The sequence below is a fragment of the Sphingomonas sp. genome (assembly GCF_045810705.1).
GTDB lineage: Bacteria > Pseudomonadota > Alphaproteobacteria > Sphingomonadales > Sphingomonadaceae > Sphingomicrobium.
Genome location: NZ_JBJMVI010000020.1, coordinates 1 through 23,356 on the forward strand (window position 1 = coordinate 1; position 23,356 = coordinate 23,356).

Genomic DNA, 23,356 nt, shown 5'->3' on the forward strand with positions numbered 1-23,356 from the left:
CGGCGTAGCTGAGCGTGTCTTCCAGGGTCAGCACCTGATAGCCTTCCATCGCCGCCTGAAGCGCACAGATCGGATCGATCTCGGTCACGATCACGCGCGCGCCCATGCCGCGCAGAGAATGCGAGCAGCCCTTGCCCACATCGCCGTACCCGCAGATCACCGCCACCTTGCCCGCCACCATTACATCGGTCGCGCGCTTGATGCCGTCGGCCAGCGACTCGCGGCAGCCGTACAGATTGTCGAACTTCGACTTGGTCACGCTGTCGTTGACGTTGATCGCCGGGAACGGGAGCTTGCCCTGCTTGGCGAGCTCGTAGAGCCGGTGAACGCCGGTGGTGGTTTCCTCCGACACGCCCTTGATCGCCTCGACGGTCTTGGTGAGATAGCCCGGCCGCTCGGCGAGGAAGCGCTTCAAGGTCGCGGCGAAGATCTCCTCTTCCTCGTTGGACGGCGCGAACAGCGCCTCGCCCTGCTCGACCCGATGGCCCCACAGCGCGAACATGGTCGCGTCGCCGCCGTCGTCGAGGATCATGTTGCAGGTCGTATCATGGCCCCAGTCGAAGATGCGGACGACATAGTTCCAATAATCCTCGAGCGTCTCGCCCTTGATCGCGAACACGGGAATGTTCCGCGCCGCGATCGCCGCCGCGGCATGGTCTTGCGTCGAGAAGATGTTGCACGACGCCCAGCGCACTTCGGCGCCGAGCTCGATCAAAGTCTCGATCAGCACCGCGGTCTGGATGGTCATGTGCAGCGACCCGGTGATCCGCGCGCCCTTGAGCGGCTTGGTGCCGCCGAACTCCTGGCGCAGCGCCATCAGCCCCGGCATCTCGGTCTCGGCGATCTCGATCTCCTTGCGGCCGAAGTCGGCCAGGCCGAGGTCCTTCACGACATAGTCATTGAAACGGGTTTCAGCCTGCGTCGCCACGTCGAGATTCTCCAAAGCTTGTGATGGTGCGCTCGGCGGAGCGCGAATGCGCCGCCCCTAGCGCAGGGCAACATATAAGGAAAGCTTTATATGACGGAGCAGCGCGTAGAGATTAGCCGGGGAGCCGTGTATCCGGACGGACACCCCGCTGCCGCCAATAGCGCGCCAATCCGATCTCCTCGCACAAACCTTTGAAGCGGACGTCGTTACGGACAGCCGCGAGCGGGGGCAGGAACAGCCACTGGGTTCGGCACCAGCTCGGCGAATTTGCCACGAAGCTGCGCGGGACGATCGGCCGATTTGCCACCAGCGGCCCCTTGCTCAGCAACAGGCCGTCGATAACGGCGAATGCTGCATCAATTTCACCTAGGTGGCTGAGCGCCATGGCAGCATACGTCGCCTGGCCGGGATTGAGCTGCGCCGCCGCAAGATTGGCCTCTCTTGCACTTGCGATGGACGTGGGGCTCGGTTCGGCGAAGGCGTCGAGGGTAGGCAGCCATTGAGCAAGCGTAACGGGATGCGCGTTACCCGGCGCGCCCGCCCCGCTACGAAGCATCGCCGAGGCTGCGCCTGTCCGACCCGTGAACGCGAGGATCATGAAACGCGCGTTCCACACCAGTGCGTGCCTGGGCCACAGCGGCAGCAACCGTTCGCTTAGATTTACCGCCTCCTCGTCGCGGCCCCCCGTCCAAAGCCGGAGGGCCCGCCGCCATTGGGGCGTAGGTGAGGTCGGAGCGGCTGCCACTGCTTGTTCATTGTACAACCAGGACCTGGATGTTCGCCCTGCGGCCTGAAGAAACGATGTCATGCTGCCGAGTACATGCAGGTTGGCCGGCGCAGATGCACGCAGGGCCTCCAGCCGGTCTTCCATTTGAGACCAGTCAAGATTGCCGGCCGTGATATCGATCATCGCGAGGCGCGCATGCGGCTCGCCTGGATCGCGCTGCAGCGCTGCTCGCGCAGCCTCCTCTGCAGCCCGTAGTGTCTCGCCGGCATTGGCGCTCCCGCCGTTGTTCGCGCGGGTCTCTTCAGCCAGCGCCAGCAGCCCAAGCGCCTTCGCGTTCGTAGGATCGATCCCGAGCGCTGAGCGCAACGGCGGCAACGCGTCGCCGGCCTGGAGCGGAACTGCGTCGCGCAGCAGGATATCGCCGCGGTCGATCCAGCGCCGTGCCTCAGCAACGCGACTCTGCTTTCGCGCGCGCCACAGCCCGGCTCCACCGAGCGCCACCAACGAGGACGCACCGGCGGCGATAAGCGATCGGCGGGTGATCGGCCGCGTCACGCCGCCGCCCCGCGGCTCGGTGATCAATCGATATCCGACCCGGGGCACCGTTTCGATCTGCACCGCGCCGGAACTCGTCCGTTCGAGCGCTTTCCGGAGGCTTCCGACCAGCCGGTTGAGACTGTCGTCACCGACCTGAGCGTTCCCCCACAAGTGATCGAACAGATCACGCCGTGGCAGCACCTGTCCCTGACGGTCGACGAGTTGCAGGAGCAGCTGCATGACCAGCGGTTCCATCGGGGCTTCGCCGCCGGGGCCAGCAATGCGGCGTCGGATCGGGTCGATGGTCAGTTCGGCGACACGGAGAGGAAACGTCGCTGCTGCGTTCACCAGTTCCTCCGTCCGATCGGCAGGTCATCGGCTGGTGATCATGGTCTAATCGGCGCCCACCGCCAAGCTTTCATCGCAACCGCGAGCGGAGGCAAACACAGAAGTTGGTGAAATGCCACCTACTCATTCTGATGCAGATGGCGACGACGACATGCAGGCAGCATAAGACATGAACTCGAAATCGGCGAGCTGGTCCGTCTCCTTCAGAAAATTACAGACCTGCGTTTTGAACGCAGCATTTGGCGAATGGGCAAAGGCCAGGCAGTTTCGAAGGTCGAGTGGATATGCCTCGGCGGTCGCGAGCCTGTAGCAGATCTGATCGCGTGCGATCGCCTGGTCCGCGCTGCTCTGTCGTGCCGGGGCGGACGCGTCGAACTGCTGCGCGGCAATCAGAGCCGCTGCTGCAAGTTGAATAAGGGCCGGCATCGTACCTCGATTCATCACCGTGGCTCGACTGTGTCTTAAACGCGTGGAAAGCGGATCTTGGTCGTGGGCTCAAGGAGGGGGACGCGTTACCGCGACCCCACCCCTTGCGGTCATTTAGTGCCTGCCAAACGTATGCTGCGGATTGCAGCCCTGAGATGGGAAGGCAAAGCTGTCCCGCTGCGCGGGATCGCTCGGATCGTACAAGCCAAACTGAGACATGAAATAGCCAAATGACTGCACCTGCCCGCCCGGATCGATTCCGGGAAGTCCAAGAGGCGTATCATTCAGGCCCGAAAACGAACAAAGCGAATTGCCATTGCTAATGCTGGTATTCGGCGGAGAGGGAACGTTCCCCGTCGGCGGCGGTCCGGTGATTTCGCCGGCGACTACCGGTGAGGCCATCAGACCGGCGCCGACGACTAATGCAGTTGCACGAAGAAGCTTTCTCATGGCGTTTTCCTTGTGAGATGTGTGAACTTCGCGACTCACCCGCGATGGCGCCTGCGTGGGGTTCGGTCTGCCAACGTGCCCATGATGAACAGCCGATGATGTTCTGATCATCGTGATAATGCGTGCGCAGCAGGACCACCGGATGTTGAAGCTCGCCGATCTGGCCGGCCGCTCCGACTTCGATGCCGGGCCACTTCACATCCGTGTCGCATGCCGTTCGTCGAGGAACCCGCCGGCCGAACGACAGTGGAACCTGTTGTGATGAAGGTGTTACTGCCGCCCGCCAAAGAAAATGCTGTCCTACAGCCGGCACTTCATGGTTCATCATGCCCGATGAGCGACCGCCTCAGCTTCCCGCCTCGGCCGACGACCCGCGCAGCGGTGTCGATCGACGTCACGTCGGGTTTATTCCGCGTGACGAAGCACCCCCCGGCTCGCGCGTGCGCACGCGTAGGATCGCTGCGTTTGCTGCGTTTCGCCGCCGTCACCGTGAACATTGATGAACATTCAGCTGGAGCAGCCGATGAGCCTTCCCCCTCGTGGGGAGGGTTGGGTGGCGGCGAGCAAAGACTCTCTTCGGCCGCAGACGCGGCCGGCCCCCACCAACCTCCCCCATGAGGGGGGAGGCTAACGTGTGCTCAAGCCACCCCGGTCTCGCTCGCCAGCAGCCGCGGATCTATCCCCTCGGCCTTGAACGCCGCCGCCCAGCGCTCGTCGGTCGGCTTGTCGAACAGGATCGCCGTGTCCGCGCCGGCGGCGAACCAGCCGTGACGGGTCATTTCCTCGTCGAGCTGGCCTTCGCCCCAGCCGGCATAGCCGAGCGCTGCGATCCACCGCTCAGGCCCGCGTCCCTCGGCGATCGCGCGCAGCACGTCGATCGTGCCGGTCATGGCGAACAGCTCTCCGCTGTCGCCGTTCACATGGAGCGTGTCCTGGCCGCCCCAGTCGCTCGAGTGGAGCACGAAGCCCCTGCCCGGCTCGACCGGGCCGCCGTGGTGCACGGCGCAGTCGGGCGCCTCGCCCGGTTCGATGTCGAGCTGGCGCAGCAGGCCGCGGAAGCTGATGCCCGCGCGCTTGTGGCCGATGCCGACGCCAACCGCCCCGTTCTCGTCGTGCGCGCACAAAGCGATGACGGCGCGCTCGAAGCGCGGGTCGGCCATTCCCGGCATCGCCAGCAGCAGCTTACCCGACAGGAAGGTCGGCTGGTCCACCATGCTTTCGACCATGCGACGCGGCAGCGGGGCGGGCAAGTGTTGAAGCCGCCATACGCCGGGCCTAAGTCGCGCTTCATCCGTTACGCAAAGGAGCTTTCAAGATGACCATCCAAGTGGGCGACCGCCTTCCCGACGTGCCGCTGTCGATTGCCGCCGCCGATGGCCCGAAGCCGACCAGCAGCAGCGAATATTTCGCCGGCAAGCGCGTCGCGCTGTTCGCGGTCCCGGGCGCATTCACGCCGACCTGCTCGGCGCGGCATTTGCCCTCCTACGTCGACAAGGCGAAGGACCTCAAAGCCAAGGGCATCGACGAGATCGCCTGCATCTCGGTCAACGATCCGTTCGTGATGGCCGCCTGGAACAAGGCTGACGGCTCGGAGGACATCGTCATGCTCGCCGACGGCAACGGCGCGTTTTCGGATGCGGTCGGCCTGTCGTTCGACGGCAGCAAGTTCGGCATGGGCAAGCGCTCGCAGCGTTACTCGATGATCGTCAACGACGGCGTCGTCGAGCAGCTCAACGTCGAAGCCCCGGGCGAATATCGCGCGTCGAGCGCTGAAACCATGCTCGACCAGCTGGCGACCGCCTGACTGTTCACCGCCCACTCGGCTCTCCTCGCCCGGTTGTTTCGGCTGCGACGAAACGGCCAACGCTTTCAATCGTTTAACCGGTTCGAAAGCGAAATCATTCGCAAAGGAGAAAGCAATATGCCGAGCAACAATCGGAGCGGCCGCAACAACAATCCCTCGGGCCGCAATCAGTATAGCGATTGGGGAGTCATGGAATTGGCGCGCGAGCGTCCGTTCGCGGCTGCCGCGGCGGCGGCCGGTGCGGCGGCGGCCGGGCTGTTCCTGTGGTCGAAGCGCGCGCAGATCAGCAACCAGCTGAGCAGCCTCAGCGACCAGATCGGCGACTGGAATTCCGGCTCCGGCGATCAGTTCGGCGGGTCGGACGACACCGCCGGCCTGACAACGTCGGGCCGAACCGGCACCACAACCGGCAGCCAGCGCGGGATGAGCGAAACCGGCGCGGGCAATGCCAGCCTCGGCCGGCGCAGCGGCGGCGGCGGAACCCGCGGCAATTCGAGCAGCCGCGGCCGCGGTCAGGGCATCCCGTCGACGACCTGACGCAATTGACGCGGGGGGCGCCGGGCGGGCGCCCCCTTACTCATCAGTCCATCAGAAATTCGGCGATCGCTTGGCCGAACTCGGGCTTGGTAACCGAGCTCATGTGGGTTCCTGGCACTTCCCGGAAGACCGCGTCGGGCAGCGCCGCGGCGAGCTCCTCGGCCGAGCCGTTGTCGTCGTCCTCCGACCCGCACACGACCAAAGTCGGCATGGTGAAGGCGTCGAGCCAGTCGACGAACGCGTCGGCGAAGCTTTCGAGCAGCAGCGCGGCCGAGACGCGGTCGATCTTCTGGCTCTTCATGAACTGAACCGAGAGCCAGTGCGGGTCGTCGCGCGGAACGCGGTCGAACAGCTCGATCGCCTCGAGGAAAAAGGTCTTGCGCCGCTCCCAGTGCCTGAGGCCCTCGAGCCCTGCCCCGCCGAGAATGGCGCGGCGCGGCTTGAGGCCTTCGCCGACCCCTTCGACCGTCGTCCGCGCGCCGAGCGAGAAGCCGCCGAGGTCGAATTCGCCGAGGCCGAGATGCGCGACCAGCTCGCGCAGGTCCCGGGCCAGGATCCCTCGCGGATAATGTTCGAGCTCATGAGGCTTGCCACTCAGCCCGTGGCCGCGAAGGTCGGGCATGATCACGCGAAAGCCGTCGCCCGCGATCCGCTCGGCATGGCCGAACTTGATCCAGTTCATGTTGGCGTCCGAAAACAGTCCATGGAGCAGGATCACCGGCCTGCCCTCACCGAGCTCGTGATAGGCGAGCTCGATGCCGTCGGAGGCCGCCCAGAAGTGGACCCGCGCCTCGCTCATCCCGGGAACTGGCCCGTGGCCTCGACCCATTTGTCGACCAGTTTTTGATACTGGTCCGTGCGATATTCCGGTAGGCCTTCGGTATTGGCCCATGCTCGATGCATGCTTTCGGCGCCGAAGTGATGCCTCGGCGCGAAGTGACTGGGATCGTCGAAGCTGGCGACCGTCAAATCCATCCTGCGTGCGTCCTGCTTGAAGATGAAGCCGAGCGACGTGCCGCATTGGCGACAGAACGGCCTGCGCGCGATCGGCGAGCTGTCGTACCAGTCCGGCTCCGCGTCCCAACGCAGACCGTCGAGCGAAAAGGTGGCGAAGGCAATGGACACCGAGCCTGTCGCCCGCTGACACATCCGGCAATGGCAGAGATAGGATTCCTCTGGATCGACGGTGACGGTGTAGCGGATCCGTCCGCACGCGCAGCCGCCGGTCATTGGCGCAGCCATGACTCACCTCCCTTGGTGACCGGCCCCTTGCGCGGCTAAGGGGCGGCATGTCCAGCGCTCCCACGGCCGAGCAGATCGCCAGCGATGCGACCTGGCTCGCGCAGGCGCTCGACCCGTCGTCCGGTACGGTGCGACTGGTGGCGATGGACCGCGACAGCTACCGCGCCGCAAGCTTCCTCGACGACCGCCTGATCCAGCAGCCGGTCGACGCCCACATCGTCCCGTGGCCCGAGATCGAGGCGGCAGTCGGCGGCGAGATGCGGAGCGACGCTCGGTGGATCTTTCACATCGGCCACGTCGGCTCGACGCTGATCTCGCGGCTGTTGGGCGAGATCGACGGAGTGCTCGGCGTGCGCGAGCCGCGCCTGCTGCGCGACCTCGCTCTCGCCCCGCCGGACGTGCGCGCACGCTACGTCGGCCCGGTACCCAAGCTCATGTCGCGGACCTTCGCCGCCGGCGAGATCGCCTGCGTCAAGGCGACGAGCTTCGCCAGTGAGATCGCCGCGCAGCTGATCCCGTCGGGGGAACGCGCGCTGCTCATGTATGCGCGCCCTCGGAACTACGTCGCGAGCATTCTTGCCGGCGAGAACAGCCTGAAGGAACTGCATGGGCTGGGCGACTACCGCAACCAGCGGCTGGCGGCGCGCGGGATTGCACTGCCGCCCGCCCGCAACGACGCCGAGCGCGCTGCCGCGGCCTGGGCATGTGAGATGACGACACTCGAGGCGGCGGCGGACGCGATGACCGACCGCCATATCGCGTGGGCCGATTTCGATTCGATGCTGGTCGGCATGGGCAAGGAGTTGGCGCGCGCCGCCGACCTGTTCGGCTTCAGCGCCGATCGGGCCCGGATCGAAGCGATCGCGGCCGGTCCGCTGATGCAGCGCTATTCGAAGGCATTGGAATATGAGTACAGCCCGGCATTGCGCGACGAGCTCATCGCCCAGGAGATCCGCCTTCAGGGCGGCGAGATCGATGCCGCGCTTGCCATGCTCCGCGCCAGCGCCGAAAAGTCGCCGCTGCTGGCCCGCGCACTGAGCCGCGCCGAGGAATAAGAGGTTTATGTACCGGATCTTGCAGCTGCTGACCGACACAGAGATCGCCGAGTGCAAGCGGATTGCGGCTACCGCGCCGTTCGTCGATGGACGGATCACCAATCCGCACAACACCGCCAAGGTGAACGAGCAACTGCACGAGCCCCAGGCCTTTCAGAAGAGCTCTCAGCTACTCCTGCAGGCGTTCACGCGAAGCGAAGAGTTCCGCGATTTTGCCTTCCCGGTGTTCATCGCCCCTCCCTTTCTGACGCGTTACCGCCCGGGGATGAAGTACGGCTTTCATACCGACGCCGCTTTCCTCCGATCGCCCCAAGGCGAGCTGCGCAGCGACCTCAGCTGCACGGTCTTCCTCAACGATCCCGAAAGCTATGAAGGGGGTTCGCTTCACGTGCGGTACGGCGATGCGAATCTGCACTTCAAACTGCGTGCTGGCGAGGCGATCATCTACCCGTCGGACACGATGCACGAAGTGGAGCCGGTCACAAAGGGCGAACGGCTGGTGGCAATCACCTTCATCCAGAGCCGTATCCAAGACCCGTTCCGCCGTAACCTCTTGTACGATCTGAATGAGGTCGCCGCGCTCGAAGGACTCAACATGAGCGCGGAGAATTACACGCGCATGCAGTTTATCCAGGCCCAGCTGCTCCGCTATTGGGGTGAAAAACCTTAAGCCGGTCAGTGCCCTAGCAAAGGCGCTCCCACCGCCACACATCGCCATCGGCGGGGTCGGTGACGATTCCCCTGCAAACGAATCCATTGCGCTGCAGCACGGCGGTCGACGCATTCTCTTCGGGAAGAGTGTGCGCCCGAATGCCAGCCATTTTCTCGTCGGCGGCAATTCGAACCAGCTCTCTGGCAATTCCGGTCGCAATGCCGCGACCGCGGCACGGAACGAAGGTCAAATAGGCGAGCTCAACCCAGCCCTGTTCGTCCGGCGGGCCCTTGAACAAGCCAATACCGACCGGCTCGCCCCGGTCCCTCGCGACATGAACCCCCCAGGGCCCTTCGGCTCGGACCCTGCAAAGGTCGGCCAGCTCATCGGCCCACTCACCAACCATCTCGGGGTCAAGGAGTTCGCGCTCGCTTTCTGCGCGCGCGAGTCTGATCGTCATGCCGCCTTTTGCAGATGCTTGCGGCCGAGCAGCTCGGCGATCTGGACGGCGTTGAGCGCGGCGCCCTTGCGCAGATTATCGCTGACCACCCATAGCGACAGGCCATTGTCCACCGTCGGGTCCTCGCGGATGCGGCTGACGTAAGTGGCATATTCGCCGACCGCCTCGACCGGCGTCACGTAACCGCCGTCTTCGCGCTTATCGACCACCATCACGCCCGGCGCCTCCCGGAGGATCGTGCGCGCCTCGTCGGCCGAAATCTCGTTCTCGAACTCGATGTTCACGGCCTCCGAATGGCCGACGAACACCGGCACCCGGACGCACGTCGCGCTGACCTTGATCGCCGGATCGAGAATCTTCTTGGTCTCGACGACCAGCTTCCATTCCTCGGTGGTCGAGCCGTCGTCGAGGAAATCGCCGGCCTGCGGGATGACATTGAAGGCGATCTGCTTGGGATAGACTTCGGGCTCGTTGGAATCGCCGACGAAGATGTTGCGCGACTGCGTAAACAGTTCGTCCATCGCCGCCTTTCCGGTCCCAGAGACGGATTGATAGGTCGCGACGACCACCCGCTTGATCTTCGCCGCGTCGTGAAGGGGCTTCAGCGCCACGACCAGCTGCGCGGTCGAACAATTGGGATTGGCGATGATGTTCTTCTTCCGATACCCGCCGATCGCATCGGAATTCACTTCCGGCACGATCAGGGGAACGTCGGGGTCCATCCGGAAGAGCGATGAATTATCGATCACCGTGCAGCCTGCGGCGGCGGCCTTTGATGCGTAATTTCTCGACACCTCCGAGCCGGCAGCGAACAACGCGATATCCCAGCCCGCGAAGTCGAAATGCTCGAGGTTTCTGACCTTGAGCTCCTCGCCGCTGTCGCCAAAATCAATCACGTCGCCGGTGGAGCGCGCGGACGCGACCGCCGCAACCTCATCGAGCGGGAATTGGCGCTCGGCGAGGATATTCAGGATCTCGCGCCCGACATTGCCTGTCGCCCCGACAACCGCGACCCGGTAACCCATTCCTGTTCGCTTTCTGTGCACGTCTGAAGTGGCTGGCGAGGTGGGCGTCGGGCCACCGATTGTCAACGCGCACGGACGTGTCACACTTGCCGCGCTGGTGAGGGGGAAAAACCGATGACCTTGGATCGCAATTTGTGGCGGGCCCTGCTGTTCGTGACATTGCTGCTTGCAGCGTTCGCGTTGAAGGGCGTGTTGATCGCGCCGCCCCGCGCGCCGGCGATTGCCGCTGCCGGGCAGTTCGACACCAGTCGTGCTTTCACGCGCCTGCAGCGCATTCTCGGCGATCAGCGCGCACATCCCGTCGACACGCCTGCCGACGACGCCGTCCGCGCGCGGCTGATCGCGGAGCTCAGCGCCATCGGCCTGCAGCCCCGCGTTCAGGAAGTCGAGGATTGCAGTGGTTTTCCCAAGTCGCCCGTGGTCAGCTGCTCGCGGGTCCGTAACGTCATTGCGTCGGTCCCCGGACGCGCGCCCGGCCCGCACCTGCTGCTCAACGCGCATTACGACAGCACGCCGACGGGCCCGGGCGCGGGAGACGACGGGATCGGCGTCGCAACGCTGCTCGAAGTCGCGTCCATCCTGAAAGCCGCGCCGCCGCCCCGCCCGGTGACCCTGCTGTTCAACGAGGGTGAGGAGTTCGGGCTCAATGGCGCCGCGGCATTCGTCCGCCGAGACCCGGAAGCGCGCCAGGTCAATTCGCTGATCAACATCGACGGGCGGGGCGTCACCGGCCCGGCGCTGATGTACGAAACCAGCGATCCGAACGGTGCCGCCCTCGCAGCCTACCAAAGCGCTGCGCGGCGGCCCTTCGCCAATTCGCTCAGCACCGATTTCGCGAGGCTGATCCCGAACACCACCGACGTCGTCTTCTTCAAGCCGCGCGGCTGGACCCTGCTCAACTATGGCTTCATCGGCAATGAAACGCGCTACCATTCGCCCGGCGACAGTCTTGCGGCGCTCAATCCGGCAATGGTCGCGCACCTCGGCAGCGAAGTGCTCGCCGCCACTCGAACATTTGCGTCGCTGCCCGATCCTGCAGCGGCTGGGACCGGCCGGACCGTCTTCACCGACATCGTCGGCCGTATGTTCATTCATCTGCCGCTGACCGTCGCTGCGCTGATGCTCGCGGTGCTTCTGGGTCTTGCGCTGGCCCTCGCTTGGCTGCGCAAGGCAGCGGGCAGGCCCCTCCTTGTCGCGGCGATGATGGTGGTCGGGGGGACCGCGGGCGGAGCCATTGCGGGCTTCGTCTTGAGCCTGCTGCGCGCAGGCGACTTCTGGCGCGCCTATCCGCTGGTCGCTTACCTCGCGGTCTATGCGCTGGTCGTCCTGGTCATGACGGCAGTCCTCGCTCGATTTGGCCGCCTCGCACGCGAGCCCTTGCGGGCCGCGACATGGCTGGTGGTGCTCCTGCTCGGTTCAGCGCTCAGCCTTGCCATGCCCGGAGCAATCATCTTTTTCCTGATCGCACCGGCGTTGGGACTTTTGGGCATCGCGCTCAGCGAGCGGTCGCCGCAAGGCGCGACGCTGCTCGCGTGGTGCGCGGCGCTGATCCAGCTCCTGATGTTCGCCGAGCTCCTCGCGCTGATCGAGATGCTGCTGGTCGACGGGCCGCTGTGGGCGGTCGCGCCGCTCGCCGCCCTGGCCGTGCTTCCGGTGCTGATCGAGCTGGAGCCCACGCGGCTGCGCCCGTCGCTCGTCATGTTGACGATTGCCGCAGCCGGCCTGTCCGCCGCCGCGCTGGCAATGCCGCGCGCCAGCGCCGAGCGGCCGCTCGGCTTCACCATCGATTATTTCCACGACGCGGCCCGCGGCTCGGCGAGCTGGGCGATCGCCACCAAGCAAGCACCGCTTCCGGCCGCAATGCCGGGGACCTGGCGCAAGGCCGTGCTCCCTTACAACGGGCGCCAGCGCTGGGTCTCGCAGGCGCCCCTGATCGCCACGCCGGTGGCCACCGCCCGCCTGCTCGCAAGCACGCCCGCAGGCAGCGGACGACGCCTCCGGATCGCCATATCGCCGGGTGGCGGCGACACCGTCGCAATCCGCTTCCCGGAGGGCGCAAAGGTCCTCGCCCTCGGGCTGCCGGGCGAGGCCGTGCCTATTCCCAAGAACGGCAAATCGACGAAAACGGCACTGCGCTGCACCGGCCGCTCGTGCGACGGGCTGGTGATCGAAGCCGTCTTTGGCGATAGGCGGCCAGTGACGGCCGAACTGTTCTCGACGCGCTTCGGCCTTCCGTCGCAAGGTGCGGCGCTGGCCGCCGCGCGCCCACGAGATGCCATTCCCCAATATGCGCCCGACTCGACCATCACGCGCAGCCAAGTGAAGCTCTGACCGACTCGGTGCGGTTGTGCTATGCGAGTGCCCCCGGCGCCCGGCGCCCTGCGCTGGACGGCACCATTCGAAGGAGGTGTCATGGCGACCCATACGATCGCTCGGCGCGCGACCCGCAGGGCACGCAAAATTCCCGTCCGACAGATCACCGGCGACGATCTCAGGATCGCGCTGCGGCAGGGCCTCGACGATTTCCTCGATCTGCGCGGCGACCTGTTCTTCGCGGGGCTCATCTACACTTTGATCGGCCTCGCCGCGGTGGTGATGACCGCCAACATGCCGCTGGTGCCTTTTTTCTTCCCGGTCGTTGCCGGAGTCGGGCTCCTTGGCCCAGTCGCCGCTGTCGGCTTCTATGAGCTCGCCCGGCGCCGCGAGGCGGGGCAGGAAGTGCACTGGTTCAACTTCCTCGACGTGCGGAAGCGCCCGTCGGTCGAGGAGATGGGGTTGGTCGCGGGCCTGCTGCTCGTCATTTTCTTCGCCTGGCTGCTCGCCGCCGGAATCCTCTACGTGCTCCTGTTCGGCTGGACCGCGCCGCAATCACTTTCCCAATTCCTGGCGATGGTGTTCACGACGCCGCGCGGCTGGGCGCTGATTGGCATCGGGGCCGCGGTCGGCGTCATTTTCGGCTGGTCGGTCCTCGCATTGAGCGTCGTCTCGCTGCCGATACTGGTCGATCGTCACCTCAGCGCGGCGCAGGCGGTCTCGACCTCATGGCGCGCTGCGCACGCCAACAAACTGGAAATGGTCCGGTGGGGAGTCATCGTAACCGCCCTGCTGGCGGTCGGCTCGATCCCATTGTTCGTGGGCCTGGCGTTCGTCTTGCCGTGGCTCGGCTATTCGACGTGGCACCTCTACACGCGCCTGGTCGACCGCGACGCTCTTCAGGCGAGGCGCTAGTCGGCGCGCTTGCCGAGCACTTTGTCGTCGAGGAAGCGCACGATGGTGGTCCAGACGTGCGTTTGCGGGCCTTCGCCGGCAATCGCGTGGGTCGCGCCCGGATACGCCATCATCTCGAACGGCCTCTTCGTCTGCTGCAGCCGGGCGTAGAGTTCAGTGCTGTTCTGGAACACGACATTGTCGTCCGACATGCCGTGGATAAGGAGCAGCGGGTCGCGGATCTTCGCGGCATCGTCGAGCGCATCGGACGTCCGGTAGGACTTCGCGTCGAGTGACGGGCTTCCGAGGTAGCGCTCGGTATAGGCCGTATCATAGAGCTCCCATTTGGTGACGGGCGCGACGGCGACACCCGCGGCGAACACGCCCGGCGCCTTCTCGAGCAGCTTCAAGGTCATGTAGCCGCCGTAGGACCAGCCCTGGACAGCGATCTTGGACGGGTCGACGTACGGCTGACGCTTCAGCCACTCGACCCCCGCGAGCTGGTCCTGGACCTCGGCATCGCCCATCGTGAGATAAACCGCGCTCTCGAACTTGGTGCCGCGTCGATTGGTCCCGCGATTGTCGATCGTGAAGACGATCCAGCCTTGGTCGACCAGCGCTTCGTGCAGCGGCAGCTGGCCGTACCAGGCATCGGTCACCTGCTGCCCGTGGGGACCGCCGTAGACAAAAAGATAGACCGGATAGCGCTTGCCCGGCACGCGCGGCGGCGAGAGCATCCGGTAGTAAAGCGTCGACCCGTCCGGACCTGCAATGGTCCCGAAGGTCGGCTTCACATGGCTGTCGAGATAGGGCGCATAGGGGTGCGACGCGTCCAGCGCATTTTCCTCGACCCAGCCGAGCCGCCTGCCGGCCGCGTCGGCGAGGTAGGTTTGCGACGGCTGCGCCGTGTTCGACCGAGTGATCAGCGCATGCGTCGCGCCCTTGTCCATCACCGCATTGTTGTACCAGCCGCGCTCGGTCACCCGGACCGGCGCGGCGGGCCGCTCATAGCTCACCCAGTAGAGTTGCTGCTCGAGCGGCGTTTCGGCCGTGCCGGTGAAATAGACGCGCTTCGCTTTCTCATCGACTCCGGCGACCTTTTCGACCGCCCAAGCGCCCTGAGTCAGCTGCGTCCACCTGCCCGCGCGCCACCGGTAGAGGTGCGAGAAGCCGCTGCGCTCCGACGACCAGATGAGGCTGCCGTCCCGCAGCGGCTTGAAGTTCTCGGTGAGGTTCACCCAGGTCGGTGAGGTTTCCGAAAACAACAGGGTCGAGCGGCCGGTCGCCGGTTCGATGCGCAGCATGTCGAGCCGCTTCTGGTCGCGGCTCAGGCGCTGGACGTAGAGGCTTCTGCCATCCTTGGCCCAGTCGACCCGCGCTAGGTAATAATCGGGATCGGACCCGAGGTCCGCCTTGACCCGCGACTGGCCGTCTGGAGTCATCAGGTAAAGGTCGACGATCGCGTTCCTGGTGCCGGCGGCGGGATAGCGCTGCTCGATCAGTTCGGTGCCCGAAGCGCCGATCGCCGCGCGCTTCACGATCGCGACCGGGCTTTCGTCGACGCGCGCGACGGCGATGTAGCGATCGCCCGGCGCCCACCAGTAACCGGTGTCGCGGCTCAGCTCTTCCTGCGCAATGAACTCCGCCGCGCCCCAGCTCAGAGTCTTGCCTCCGTCGCTCGTCAGCGCACGCTCCTGACCGGTCGCGGCATCCATCACGATCAGGTTCTGGTCGCGCAGGAACGACAGGTACCGACCGGTTTCCGATACCTTAGGATCGATTTCGGTCGCGGCCGTTTCGGTCAGTCGGCGCACATTTCCGTCGAGGGTCGCGAGATACAGGTCGCCGTCGATCGGTACGAGGATCGACTTTGAATCCGGCGCCCACTCATAAGCGGTGATGCCCTTGGTGCCGGCGATGCGCGCCCGCTCCCGGCGCATCTTCTCCTCTTCCGAGATCGGGCCGCCGCTGCCGATCTTCTTGGAATCGACCAGCATGCGAGCCGCGCCCGTCGCGGTGTCGATCGCCCACAAATCGTATCGATCCCTGTCGTCGGGACGGTTCTTGAGCAGGGTCACGAACCGCCCGTCGGGAGACAGCTTGGGTTCGCGCGGCGTCGGTCCGCTCAGCGCCGGGCTGGAGAAGACGCGGTCGAGCGGGATGTCCTTGGCGAACGCGGGGGTGGCGAAGGCGGCGAGAACGAGAAGGGCGAGTTCGTTACGCATGGCGCGACGGTACGGTCGTTTGCGCAAAAGGAAAGGCGGAGCCGGAACGCCCCGCCTTTCAATCGCTTGTCTGCGAAAGCTCTTAAGCCTCGGTCGGCGTCTCCGCCGGCGCGGCCTCGGTTTCGGCGCCCTTGCCGCCCGGCACGTCGCGCTGGATCGTCCGGCGCTCGGCAATGCGCGCGGCCTTACCGGTGCGGCCGCGCAGGTAATAAAGCTTGGCGCGGCGGACGTCGCCGCGGCGCACGACCTCGATATGGTCGATGATCGGCGAATACAGCGGGAAGACGCGCTCGACGCCCTCGCCGAAGCTGATCTTGCGCACCGTGAAGCTGGAACCGACGCCCTTGTTGGCGCGGGCGATGCACACGCCCTCGAAGTTCTGGACGCGGGTGCGCTCGCCCTCGATTACCTTGACGCCGACGCGCAGCGTGTCGCCGGGGCGGAATTCGGGAACGGGCTTGTCCTTGGTCAGCGCGTCGATCGCCTCGCGCTCCAGGGTCTCGATCAGGTTCATTGGTCTTTTGCCTTCGTATTTCGTCGCCGCGCGCCAGAGGGCGGTGCCTGCGATGCGCCCCCATGGCGCTCGATCAGGTCCGGCCGCCATAGCCGTGTATCTTCGACCGCGCGTTCGTGTCGCCACGCCGCGATCCTCGCATGATCCCCCGACCGCAGCACTTCGGGGATCGTGCGCCCTTCCCACTCACCAGGTCGGGTATAGTGCGGATATTCCAGGAGACCTTGCTCGAAGCTCTCTTCCTCTCCGCTGGAGGCCGCGCCCATTACCCCGGGGAGCAGCCTTACGCAAGCATCGAGGATCACCATCGCCCCGAGCTCGCCGCCCGACAGGACATAGTCGCCGACCGAGACGGGTTGGACGGCGCGCGCCTCAAAGATGCGCTCGTCGAATCCCTCGAAACGTCCGCACAACAGGATCACCCCATCGCCACCGGCAAGCTCGCGCACACGGTGCTGGGTTAGCGGCGCGCCGCGCGGCGTCAGCGCGAGCATTGGCCGCCCGTCGGCGACACTGTCGATCGCGGCAGCGAGCACGTCCGGCCGAAGCACCATCCCCGCCCCGCCGCCCGCCGGCGTGTCGTCGACGCTTCGGTGCTTGTCGGTGGCGAAATCACGGATGTTCGTGGCCTCAAGGCTCCAGATCCCTTCCTGAAGCGCTTTCCCGGCGAGGCTGATGCCCAGCGGCCCCGGGAACATGTCCGGATAGAGGGTCAGGACGGAAGCGCGGAAGGTCATCTCGGAACCGCCGCTATCACAATCCATTGGGCTGCGCATGGACGAGCCAATCCTCGATTGCCTGATCGTCGGCGGCGGCCCCGCGGGGCTGACCGCCGCGATCTATCTCGCACGCTTCCACCTCGACATCCTGGTCGTCGACGGCGGCAAGAGCCGCGCGTCGTGGATCCCCTGCACGCGCAACCACGCCGGATTCCCGGACGGAATCAGCGGCCAGGAGCTGCTCCAGCGGATGCGCGACCAGGCGTGCAAATATGGCGCAAAGATCGAAAACGAGTTCGTCTCCAAGCTCGAGCGCGACGAGGCGACCGGCCTGTTCACCGCGACATGGGGGTCGGGGTGCGCGACCGCGCGCACCGTCCTCCTGGCGACAGGGGTGACCAACCGCCGTCCGCCGATGGACGAGGAGCTGCACGACGACGCGCTGGAGCGCGGGCTGGTGCGTTACTGCCCCATCTGCGACGGCTACGAAGTCACCGACAAGCGCGTCGGCGTGATCGGCAGCGACAGCCACGGCGTCGCCGAGGCTTTGTTCCTGCGGAGCTATACCGCCGACGTCACCCTGATAGCGCCTGACAAGGCCCTGCACCTCAAGCCCGAGGACGGTCAGAAGCTCAAGGATGCCGGAATCGAGTGCGTCGACGGGCCGGCGCAGGCCGTGGCAATCGCCAGGAACTGCATCACGGTCGACACGGTCGAGGGCCATTTTACATTCGAAAGCATCTATCCGGCGCTCGGGTCGGATACCCACACCCAACTCGCCGAGATGGTCGGCGCGAAGCTTGCATCCGACGGGTGCATCGTCACCGACGCTCACCAACGCTCGACCGTCCCCGGCCTCTACGCCGCGGGTGACGTGGTCCACGGGCTCGACCAGATCAGCCATGCGATGGGCGAGGGCGGCGTCGCCGCCACCACGATCCGCAATGATTTGTACGCCGAGCGGCCGCGCTGGCGCGAGCCGGTCGAGGACATGGAGGAAGCGGAAAGCGGCAGCTAGGCGAGGAATTCGGGGTCGATTCTGATCCGGTCACGGTCCAGGTCGGCGGTTCCCGGCTTGAACGGGATCAACGATGTCTTGCCGCCCTCCATCTCGATCTCGAGCAGGTCGCCGGCGCCGTAATTCTCGACCGCGGTCACTGTGCCGATCCGATTGCCGTTCGCATCGACGGCTTCGAGGCCGATCAGGTCGACATGATAATATTCGCCTTCTTCCAGCGGCGGCAGCGTGGAGCGATCGACCTCGACCAGTGAGCCGCGCAGCGCCTCGGCCGCCGAACGGTCGGCGATGCCCTCGAACCGTGCGACAGCCGTCTTGCCGCCGTCGCGGACCGAAACGAGGCGCCGCTCGGCGCCTCCGACGTAGAGCTTCTTATGCGCGGAAAGGCTGTCGATGCTGTCGCTGAACAGCTTCAATCGAACCTCGCCTTTGACGCCCTGGGCCCCGGCGACCGCAGCGAGAGCGATTCTGCGCTCGCTACGGTCACCGGACTGAGCCAATTACTCGGCCTTCGCTTCGGTTTCTGCCTGGGGCGAATCCTCGGTCGGCGGGGAGACATCGTCAGCGCCTTCGGCGGGAGCCTCGGCACTCGGCGCGGACTCTTCGACCGCTTCCTCGGCCGGAGCTTCGCCAGTGTCGGGCTCGGCGATGACCTCTTCCTCGCCGGCTTCGGCTTCACTGGCCGCTTCTTCGGCAACGGAAGGTGCTTCCTCGGCAGCGGCTTGCGCGACCGGAACAGCTTCACCCGCCTCGGCTTCGGCAACCGCTTCCTCGGCGACCGGCTCTTCGGTGGGCTGATCAGCCGTGTCAGCCGGTGCCTGTTCGGCGGCGACTTCCTCGGCCTCGGTCGTCACCTCGACCGGCGGAGTCTGCTCGGCGATTTCCTCGACGACCTGCTCGGCCTCGGCGGTCGGCTCGGCAGTGGCGGCTTCGACCTCAGCCGCAATCACCGCCTCCGCTTCTTCCTGCTGCTCGGCGACAACCTCTTCGGCGGGCGCATTGGCGGCGGCTTCGGCGTCGGCGGCCTTCTTCGCACGCTCCTCAACGCGCTCCTTGGCCTTCTCGCCCGGCTCCGCCTTCTGCGGATTGTTCCTCGCCGCCCGCTCGCGGATCCCGGCGGCATCGAGGAAGCGCAGCACGCGGTCGGACGGCTGGGCGCCAACGCCGAGCCAATGGCTGATGCGGTCAGTGTCGAGCTTCACGCGCTCGGGCGAATCCTTCGCCAGCAGCGGGTTGTAGGTGCCGACCTTCTCGATGAAGCGGCCGTCACGCGCGTTGCGGCTGTCCGCGACCACGATCCGGTAATAAGGTCTTTTCTTGGAGCCTGCGCGAGACAGACGAATTGCAACTGCCATCATAAGTTCCTTTCGTAAATCGTTCTATTTCTTTGAGAATTTGTCGAAGCCAGGTGGAAGGTTGAACGACGACGCACCGCCAATGCCTGGTAATCCCGCCCCGCCCCCGCCCAGGCCAGGCAAGCCGCCGGGAGGAAGGGCGCCCGGGGGGGCAAGTCCGCCGAGCGCGCCTTCCAAGCCGCCTTTGCTGAACATCGCCGCGAGCTTGCCCAATCCGCCCATTTTCTTGAGCCGTTTCATCGCGGTCGCCATTTCCTGGTGCATCTTCAGCAGCTTGTTGATCTCCTGAACGGTCGTTCCCGAGCCCTTCGCCACCCGGATCTTGCGCTTGGCGTTGATGATCTCGGGCTTCGATCTTTCCCTGGCCGTCATCGACGACAGCATCGCCTCCATGTGGACCAGCGCCTTGTCGTCCTGCGCCTTGTCCATCGCGCCTTTCATGCCCTTGAGGCCCGGCATCATGCCGGCAAGCGCGCCGAGGCCGCCCATGCGTTGCATCTGCCTGAGCTGCATCCACAAATCGTCGAGGTCGAACTTGCCCTTGGCCATCTTGGCCGCGAGCTTCTCCGCGTCCTCGACCTGGATCGTCTCGGCCGCCCGCTCGACCAGGCTGACGACGTCGCCCATGCCAAGGATGCGCCCGGCGACGCGCTCGGGATGGAACGCCTCGAGCTTGTCGATCGCCTCGCCGACGCCGGCGAACTTGATCGGCTTGCCGGTGACCGCGCGCATGCTAAGCGCCGCGCCGCCGCGTGCGTCGCCGTCCATTCGCGTCAGGATCACGCCGGTGAGGTCGACCTCACCGGCGAAGCCCTTGGCGACGTTGACCGCGTCCTGGCCGGTCAGGCTATCGACCACGAGAAGGATCTCGGCCGGGCTCGATGCCGCTGCGACCGCCTTCATCTCGGCCATCAGCTGATCGTCGACGTGCAGGCGCCCCGCCGTGTCGAGCAGGACGACGTCATAACCCTGGAGCTTGGCCGACTGGAGCGCGCGCCTCGCGATATCGACCGGCTGCTGGCCGGCGACGACCGGGAGCGTATCGACCACCGCCTGCCGGCCGAGCACCGCCAGCTGCTCCTGCGCGGCGGGACGGGCGACGTCGAGCGACGCCATCAGCACCTTCTTGCGCTCGCGCTCGGACAGACGCTTGGCGAGCTTGGCGGTGGTGGTCGTCTTGCCCGAGCCCTGCAGCCCGACCATCATGATGACGGCAGGCGGGCTGACGTTGAGGTTGAGCTCGGCAGTCTCGGATCCGAGCGTCTCGACCAGGGCGTCGTGGACGATCTTGACCACCATCTGCCCCGGCGTGACCGAGCGAAGCACTTCCTGGCCGACAGCCTTTTCGGTGACCTGGTCGACGAAATCGCGGGCGACCGGGAGAGCGACGTCCGCCTCGAGCAGCGCGACGCGCACTTCGCGCATCGCCGCGCGCACGTCCGCCTCGCTGAGCGCGCCGCGCCCGCGAAGTCGGTCGAATACGCTGCCGAGCCGATCGCTCAACGTGTCGAACATTCAAGTCTCCTCAACGATGCCGAGCGCCCCAAACGCAATTGCGCCGGCGAACGAAACCTCGTTGGCCGGCCTGCGCCCGAGGGCGCTCAACATCGATATATGTCCGTTAAGACGCCGCGGCGCTTAGCCGCTTACGCGCTCAAGTTCAACCGCGCGGCTTGCCGCCACCCGGCTTTCCGCCCCCGCCGCCGTTGGGCGGACGTCCGCCGCGCCGCACGGGCGGTCCGCCGGGGCCGCGGGGAGGACCGCGCCGGTCGCGCTCCGGCACCCGGTCCATCGGCCGCGATTGCTGCATCAACTGGCGCGGGCCGACGGCATAGCCTTCCTTGAGCAGCTGGGTGAAGGCCGACCGCGTGCTCTCCGCGATCGAATCCTGCAGCTCCTTGGGCAAATCGGCGAAGGTCACGTTGGGATGGATCGCCTGGACGTCGCGCAGCAGCTGGTTGGGCAGCCCGCCCGACGCGCGCTTCAGGGCCGCGAGCCCTTCCAGGATCGCCGAAAAGAGGATCGATTGCATGACGTCGTTGGCCGCTTTCTGCATTCGATCCTGTCCCTCGCTGGTGGACTTGGGCCCAGCCGCTCCCTAAGTGCCCGGCCGCAGATGAGTGTTTCCAGCCCCGCCGCCCGGCTTGCCGTCCTCTACGAGCACCCGCAGTGGTTTCAACCCCTGTTCGCCGCGCTCGAGCGGCGCGGCATGTCCTATCTGCCGATCGCGCTCTCCGGCCACCGTTTCGACCCGGCGACCCGCGATGCCCCGGCGCCGCTGGTCCTCAGCCGCGTCGCGCAATCGAGCTTCCTGCGTGAGCCCGAGCACCCGATCTTCTATGCCGAAGCGCTGCTCGACCATTGGGAGCGCTGCGGCGCCCGGGTGCTCAACGGCGCCGACGTCCTGGCGATCGATTCTTCGAAGGCTCGGCAGCTCTCGCTGATCACCTCGCTTGGCTATGCGGTGCCTGAGACGCGCGTCGTGCACCGCGGTCGGGACCTCGCCGCCGCGGCCGAGGGCATGCGCTATCCTCTGCTGGTCAAGGCGAATATCGGAGGCTCGGGCGCCGGCATCGCGCGCTATTCCTCGGCCGAGGAGCTCCGCGCCTCGATCGCCGATCTCACGGTGCCGCAGTCGGTCGACCAGGTGCTGCTCGTCCAGGACTATGTCCCCCCGCGCGGCGGCACGATCCTGCGCATCGAGACTCTCGGCGGCCGCTTCCTCTACGCAATCGAAGCCGAGAGCGGCGGCGATAATTTCGATCTCTGCCCGGCCGACGCGTGCATCGCGCAGCCCGGACGAAAGGCGATCCGAATGACGGCGATCACACCCTCGTCCGAACTCATCGACGCGGCCGAACGGATCGCCCGCGCCGCAGGTCTCGACCTCGGCAGCGTCGAAGTCGTGATCGACGACCGCGACGGCACGCCGCGTTTCTATGACATCAACGCCATGTCCAATTTCGTCGCGGACCCATTGAACGTTCTCGGCTGGGATCCGCACGACCGGCTCATCGACTATCTTGAGACGCTCATCACGGAGAAGGTGGCGGCATGAGGTTCGGATATTGGATGCCGGTTTTCGGCGGCTGGCTGCGCAACATCCCCGACGAGGGCATGCAAGCGAGCTGGGATTATGTCCGCCGTCTGACCCAGCGCAGCGAGGAGACCGGCTGGGACCTGACGCTGATCGCCGAGCTCAACCTCAACGACATCAAGGGCATCGACCAGCCAGCGCTCGACGCCTGGTCGACCGCGGCGGCCCTCGCCGCAGTGACTTCGAGCATCGAATTGATGGTCGCGGTACGGCCGAACTTCCACCAGCCGGCCCTGTTCGCCAAGGAAGCGGCCAACATCGACAATATCTCGGGCGGCAGGCTGGCGCTCAACGTCGTGTCCTCGTGGTGGGCGGACGAAGCGACCCAGTACGGCCTCCAGTTCGACCAGCATGACGACCGCTATGCCCGCACGACCGAATGGCTGCAGGTGGTCGACGGGCTGTGGACTCACGACCGCTTCAGCTTCGACGGCGAACGCTACAAGCTCAAGGACGCGATCTGCGAGCCCAAGCCGGTCCGGAAGCCGCGCCCGACCATCTATGCCGGCGGCGAGAGCGAAGCGGCGAAGACGCTGATCGCCACTTTGTGCGACGCTTATGTGATGCACGGCGACCCGGTCGACGCGATCAGGCCCAAGATCGCCGACATGGAGGAGCGCCGTGCCGGCGCCGGCAAGGACCGCATGCAGTATGGCATGGCCGCCTTCGCGATCGTCCGCGACAGCGAAGCCGAGGCCAGGCGCGAGCTTGAAAGGGTCACGCAGATGCCGCCCAGCCCCCCAAAGGGATTCGACAATTTCGACCAGTGGCTTTCCGGCACGGAATTGGAACGCGAGCTCAAGCTTCAGGAATATTCGGTCTCGAACAGGGGCTTGCGGCCCAATTTTGTTGGCACGCCTGAGCAAGTCCGCGATCGGATCGAGGAATATGAAGCGGCCGGCCTCGACCTCCTGCTGCTGCAGATGAGCCCGCAGGCCGAGGAGATGGACCGCTTCGCTGCCCAGGTGATCGAGCCGATGCGCGCGCGAAACTCAGCCAGAACATCGGCGCCGGAGCTCGCCTGACCCCC

General features: G+C 65.9%; 24 protein-coding genes and 1 pseudogene. 9 read left to right on the forward strand and 16 right to left on the reverse strand.

Annotation, left to right across the window (positions count from 1 at the left end; translation table 11 throughout):
• The 5 genes from ACJ8FR_RS11875 to ACJ8FR_RS11895 form a co-directional block, all read right to left on the reverse strand.
• A partial coding sequence (locus ACJ8FR_RS11875; protein WP_407828850.1) for an adenosylhomocysteinase occupies positions 1-928 on the reverse strand: 928 nt, incomplete at its 3' end.
• A 112-nt stretch (positions 929-1,040) separates the two neighbouring features.
• Entirely contained in the window at positions 1,041-2,540 is a 1,500-nt protein-coding gene (locus ACJ8FR_RS11880; RefSeq protein ID WP_407828851.1) for a winged helix-turn-helix domain-containing protein, read from the reverse strand.
• A 123-nt stretch (positions 2,541-2,663) separates the two neighbouring features.
• Complete coding sequence (locus ACJ8FR_RS11885) at positions 2,664-2,981, reverse strand: hypothetical protein (RefSeq protein ID WP_407828852.1); 318 nt, start codon at positions 2,979-2,981, stop codon at positions 2,664-2,666.
• A 99-nt stretch (positions 2,982-3,080) separates the two neighbouring features.
• The gene (locus ACJ8FR_RS11890) at positions 3,081-3,416 is read right to left on the reverse strand and encodes a hypothetical protein (protein ID WP_407828853.1); all 336 of its coding nucleotides are present in this window, start codon (positions 3,414-3,416) and stop codon (positions 3,081-3,083) included.
• Positions 3,417-4,054: 638 nt separating this feature from the next.
• Positions 4,055-4,627, reverse strand: a complete 573-nt coding sequence (locus ACJ8FR_RS11895; protein ID WP_407829112.1) for a YqgE/AlgH family protein — start codon at positions 4,625-4,627, stop codon at positions 4,055-4,057.
• A 104-nt stretch (positions 4,628-4,731) separates the two neighbouring features.
• Here ACJ8FR_RS11895 and ACJ8FR_RS11900 point away from each other — a divergent pair, with 104 nt between their 5' ends.
• Positions 4,732-5,220: a peroxiredoxin gene (locus ACJ8FR_RS11900; RefSeq protein ID WP_407828854.1), complete on the forward strand. Its 489-nt coding sequence runs from the start codon at positions 4,732-4,734 to the stop codon at positions 5,218-5,220.
• Positions 5,221-5,337: 117 nt separating this feature from the next.
• Positions 5,338-5,757 carry a hypothetical protein gene (locus ACJ8FR_RS11905; RefSeq protein WP_407828855.1) on the forward strand — a complete coding sequence of 140 codons (420 nt, stop codon included), beginning with the start codon at positions 5,338-5,340 and terminating at the stop codon, positions 5,755-5,757.
• A 43-nt stretch (positions 5,758-5,800) separates the two neighbouring features.
• Here the strand turns inward: ACJ8FR_RS11905 and ACJ8FR_RS11910 are convergent, their stop codons facing one another.
• Positions 5,801-6,556 carry an alpha/beta fold hydrolase gene (locus ACJ8FR_RS11910; RefSeq protein WP_407828856.1) on the reverse strand — a complete coding sequence of 252 codons (756 nt, stop codon included), beginning with the start codon at positions 6,554-6,556 and terminating at the stop codon, positions 5,801-5,803.
• Positions 6,553-6,999: a GFA family protein gene (locus ACJ8FR_RS11915; RefSeq protein ID WP_407828857.1), complete on the reverse strand. Its 447-nt coding sequence runs from the start codon at positions 6,997-6,999 to the stop codon at positions 6,553-6,555. Before ACJ8FR_RS11915 ends, ACJ8FR_RS11910 begins: the two co-directional genes overlap by 4 nt.
• Before the next feature lie 47 nt (positions 7,000-7,046).
• On the opposite strand from ACJ8FR_RS11915, the gene ACJ8FR_RS11920 reads away from it, so the two are divergent.
• On the forward strand, positions 7,047-8,054 hold the full coding sequence (locus ACJ8FR_RS11920) for a hypothetical protein (protein ID WP_407828858.1): 1,008 nt from the start codon (positions 7,047-7,049) through the stop codon (positions 8,052-8,054).
• A 7-nt stretch (positions 8,055-8,061) separates the two neighbouring features.
• Positions 8,062-8,724, forward strand: a complete 663-nt coding sequence (locus ACJ8FR_RS11925; RefSeq protein WP_407828859.1) for a Fe2+-dependent dioxygenase — start codon at positions 8,062-8,064, stop codon at positions 8,722-8,724.
• 13 nt (positions 8,725-8,737) lie between these two features.
• Here ACJ8FR_RS11925 and ACJ8FR_RS11930 read toward each other — a convergent pair whose 3' ends face one another.
• Complete coding sequence (locus tag ACJ8FR_RS11930) at positions 8,738-9,166, reverse strand: GNAT family N-acetyltransferase (protein ID WP_407828860.1); 429 nt, start codon at positions 9,164-9,166, stop codon at positions 8,738-8,740.
• A complete protein-coding gene (locus ACJ8FR_RS11935) occupies positions 9,163-10,191 on the reverse strand; it encodes an aspartate-semialdehyde dehydrogenase (RefSeq protein WP_407828861.1) in 1,029 nt (342 codons plus the stop codon). Before ACJ8FR_RS11935 ends, ACJ8FR_RS11930 begins: the two co-directional genes overlap by 4 nt.
• 120 nt (positions 10,192-10,311) lie before the next feature.
• Here ACJ8FR_RS11935 and ACJ8FR_RS11940 point away from each other — a divergent pair, with 120 nt between their 5' ends.
• Positions 10,312-12,522, forward strand: a complete 2,211-nt coding sequence (locus ACJ8FR_RS11940; protein ID WP_407828862.1) for a M20/M25/M40 family metallo-hydrolase — start codon at positions 10,312-10,314, stop codon at positions 12,520-12,522.
• A gap of 81 nt (positions 12,523-12,603) precedes the next feature.
• Positions 12,604-13,419 (forward strand): DUF2189 domain-containing protein, encoded by an 816-nt coding sequence (locus ACJ8FR_RS11945; protein WP_407828863.1) that lies wholly within the window; start codon positions 12,604-12,606, stop codon positions 13,417-13,419.
• Here ACJ8FR_RS11945 and ACJ8FR_RS11950 read toward each other — a convergent pair.
• The 3 genes from ACJ8FR_RS11950 to trmD form a co-directional block, all read right to left on the reverse strand.
• Positions 13,416-15,623, reverse strand: a complete 2,208-nt coding sequence (locus ACJ8FR_RS11950; RefSeq protein WP_407828864.1) for an alpha/beta fold hydrolase — start codon at positions 15,621-15,623, stop codon at positions 13,416-13,418. The two genes, ACJ8FR_RS11945 and ACJ8FR_RS11950, sit on opposite strands and share 4 nt — an antisense overlap.
• An 82-nt stretch (positions 15,624-15,705) precedes the next feature.
• Entirely contained in the window at positions 15,706-16,137 is a 432-nt protein-coding gene (gene rplS, locus ACJ8FR_RS11955) for a 50S ribosomal protein L19 (RefSeq protein ID WP_407828865.1), read from the reverse strand.
• Entirely contained in the window at positions 16,134-16,874 is a 741-nt protein-coding gene (gene trmD, locus ACJ8FR_RS11960) for a tRNA (guanosine(37)-N1)-methyltransferase TrmD (RefSeq protein ID WP_407829113.1), read from the reverse strand. The genes rplS and trmD overlap by 4 nt, the downstream gene beginning before the upstream one ends.
• Before the next feature lie 37 nt (positions 16,875-16,911).
• On the opposite strand from trmD, the gene ACJ8FR_RS11965 reads away from it, so the two are divergent.
• A complete protein-coding gene (locus tag ACJ8FR_RS11965) occupies positions 16,912-17,874 on the forward strand; it encodes an NAD(P)/FAD-dependent oxidoreductase (RefSeq protein WP_407828866.1) in 963 nt (320 codons plus the stop codon).
• On the opposite strand, the gene rimM is transcribed toward ACJ8FR_RS11965, so the two are convergent.
• The 4 genes and pseudogenes from rimM to ACJ8FR_RS11985 all read right to left on the reverse strand — a co-directional run bounded on the left by rimM (position 17,871) and on the right by ACJ8FR_RS11985 (position 21,285).
• Positions 17,871-18,374: a ribosome maturation factor RimM gene (rimM, locus tag ACJ8FR_RS11970; RefSeq protein ID WP_407828867.1), complete on the reverse strand. Its 504-nt coding sequence runs from the start codon at positions 18,372-18,374 to the stop codon at positions 17,871-17,873. The genes ACJ8FR_RS11965 and rimM overlap by 4 nt on opposite strands.
• A 399-nt stretch (positions 18,375-18,773) precedes the next feature.
• Positions 18,774-19,229 (reverse strand): annotated as a pseudogene (rpsP, locus tag ACJ8FR_RS11975) (30S ribosomal protein S16); the annotation flags it as partial.
• 24 nt (positions 19,230-19,253) lie between these two features.
• Complete coding sequence (gene ffh / locus ACJ8FR_RS11980) at positions 19,254-20,744, reverse strand: signal recognition particle protein (protein ID WP_407828868.1); 1,491 nt, start codon at positions 20,742-20,744, stop codon at positions 19,254-19,256.
• 145 nt (positions 20,745-20,889) lie between these two features.
• Positions 20,890-21,285 carry a hypothetical protein gene (locus tag ACJ8FR_RS11985; protein ID WP_407828869.1) on the reverse strand — a complete coding sequence of 132 codons (396 nt, stop codon included), beginning with the start codon at positions 21,283-21,285 and terminating at the stop codon, positions 20,890-20,892.
• 60 nt (positions 21,286-21,345) lie between these two features.
• Between ACJ8FR_RS11985 and ACJ8FR_RS11990 the strand changes: the two genes are divergently transcribed.
• Together ACJ8FR_RS11990 and ACJ8FR_RS11995 are read left to right on the forward strand one after the other, a co-directional pair.
• Positions 21,346-22,287: a RimK family alpha-L-glutamate ligase gene (locus ACJ8FR_RS11990; RefSeq protein WP_407828870.1), complete on the forward strand. Its 942-nt coding sequence runs from the start codon at positions 21,346-21,348 to the stop codon at positions 22,285-22,287.
• The gene (locus ACJ8FR_RS11995; RefSeq protein ID WP_407828871.1) at positions 22,284-23,351 is read left to right on the forward strand and encodes an LLM class flavin-dependent oxidoreductase; all 1,068 of its coding nucleotides are present in this window, start codon (positions 22,284-22,286) and stop codon (positions 23,349-23,351) included. Before ACJ8FR_RS11990 ends, ACJ8FR_RS11995 begins: the two co-directional genes overlap by 4 nt.
• The last annotated feature ends 5 nt before the right edge of the window (positions 23,352-23,356 follow it).

Bases quoted from the DNA above. Each gene is read 5' to 3' on its own strand.
- ACJ8FR_RS11990 (WP_407828870.1), top strand. From the start codon at position 21,346: ATGAGTGTTTCCAGCCCCGCCGCCCGGCTTGCCGTCCTCTACGAGCAC.
- ACJ8FR_RS11945 (WP_407828863.1), top strand. From the start codon at position 12,604: ATGGCGACCCATACGATCGCTCGGCGCGCGACCCGCAGGGCACGCAAA.
- ACJ8FR_RS11905 (WP_407828855.1), top strand. From the start codon at position 5,338: ATGCCGAGCAACAATCGGAGCGGCCGCAACAACAATCCCTCGGGCCGC.
- ACJ8FR_RS11935 (WP_407828861.1), bottom strand. From the start codon at position 10,191: ATGGGTTACCGGGTCGCGGTTGTCGGGGCGACAGGCAATGTCGGGCGC.
- ACJ8FR_RS11890 (WP_407828853.1), bottom strand. From the start codon at position 3,416: ATGAGAAAGCTTCTTCGTGCAACTGCATTAGTCGTCGGCGCCGGTCTG.
- ACJ8FR_RS11985 (WP_407828869.1), bottom strand. From the start codon at position 21,285: ATGCAGAAAGCGGCCAACGACGTCATGCAATCGATCCTCTTTTCGGCG.
- ACJ8FR_RS11920 (WP_407828858.1), top strand. From the start codon at position 7,047: ATGTCCAGCGCTCCCACGGCCGAGCAGATCGCCAGCGATGCGACCTGG.
- ACJ8FR_RS11885 (WP_407828852.1), bottom strand. From the start codon at position 2,981: ATGAATCGAGGTACGATGCCGGCCCTTATTCAACTTGCAGCAGCGGCT.
- ACJ8FR_RS11950 (WP_407828864.1), bottom strand. From the start codon at position 15,623: ATGCGTAACGAACTCGCCCTTCTCGTTCTCGCCGCCTTCGCCACCCCC.
- trmD (WP_407829113.1), bottom strand. From the start codon at position 16,874: ATGACCTTCCGCGCTTCCGTCCTGACCCTCTATCCGGACATGTTCCCG.
- ACJ8FR_RS11930 (WP_407828860.1), bottom strand. From the start codon at position 9,166: ATGACGATCAGACTCGCGCGCGCAGAAAGCGAGCGCGAACTCCTTGAC.
- ffh (WP_407828868.1), bottom strand. From the start codon at position 20,744: ATGTTCGACACGTTGAGCGATCGGCTCGGCAGCGTATTCGACCGACTT.
- rplS (WP_407828865.1), bottom strand. From the start codon at position 16,137: ATGAACCTGATCGAGACCCTGGAGCGCGAGGCGATCGACGCGCTGACC.
- ACJ8FR_RS11925 (WP_407828859.1), top strand. From the start codon at position 8,062: ATGTACCGGATCTTGCAGCTGCTGACCGACACAGAGATCGCCGAGTGC.
- ACJ8FR_RS11965 (WP_407828866.1), top strand. From the start codon at position 16,912: ATGGACGAGCCAATCCTCGATTGCCTGATCGTCGGCGGCGGCCCCGCG.
- ACJ8FR_RS11915 (WP_407828857.1), bottom strand. From the start codon at position 6,999: ATGGCTGCGCCAATGACCGGCGGCTGCGCGTGCGGACGGATCCGCTAC.
- ACJ8FR_RS11910 (WP_407828856.1), bottom strand. From the start codon at position 6,556: ATGAGCGAGGCGCGGGTCCACTTCTGGGCGGCCTCCGACGGCATCGAG.
- ACJ8FR_RS11995 (WP_407828871.1), top strand. From the start codon at position 22,284: ATGAGGTTCGGATATTGGATGCCGGTTTTCGGCGGCTGGCTGCGCAAC.
- ACJ8FR_RS11900 (WP_407828854.1), top strand. From the start codon at position 4,732: ATGACCATCCAAGTGGGCGACCGCCTTCCCGACGTGCCGCTGTCGATT.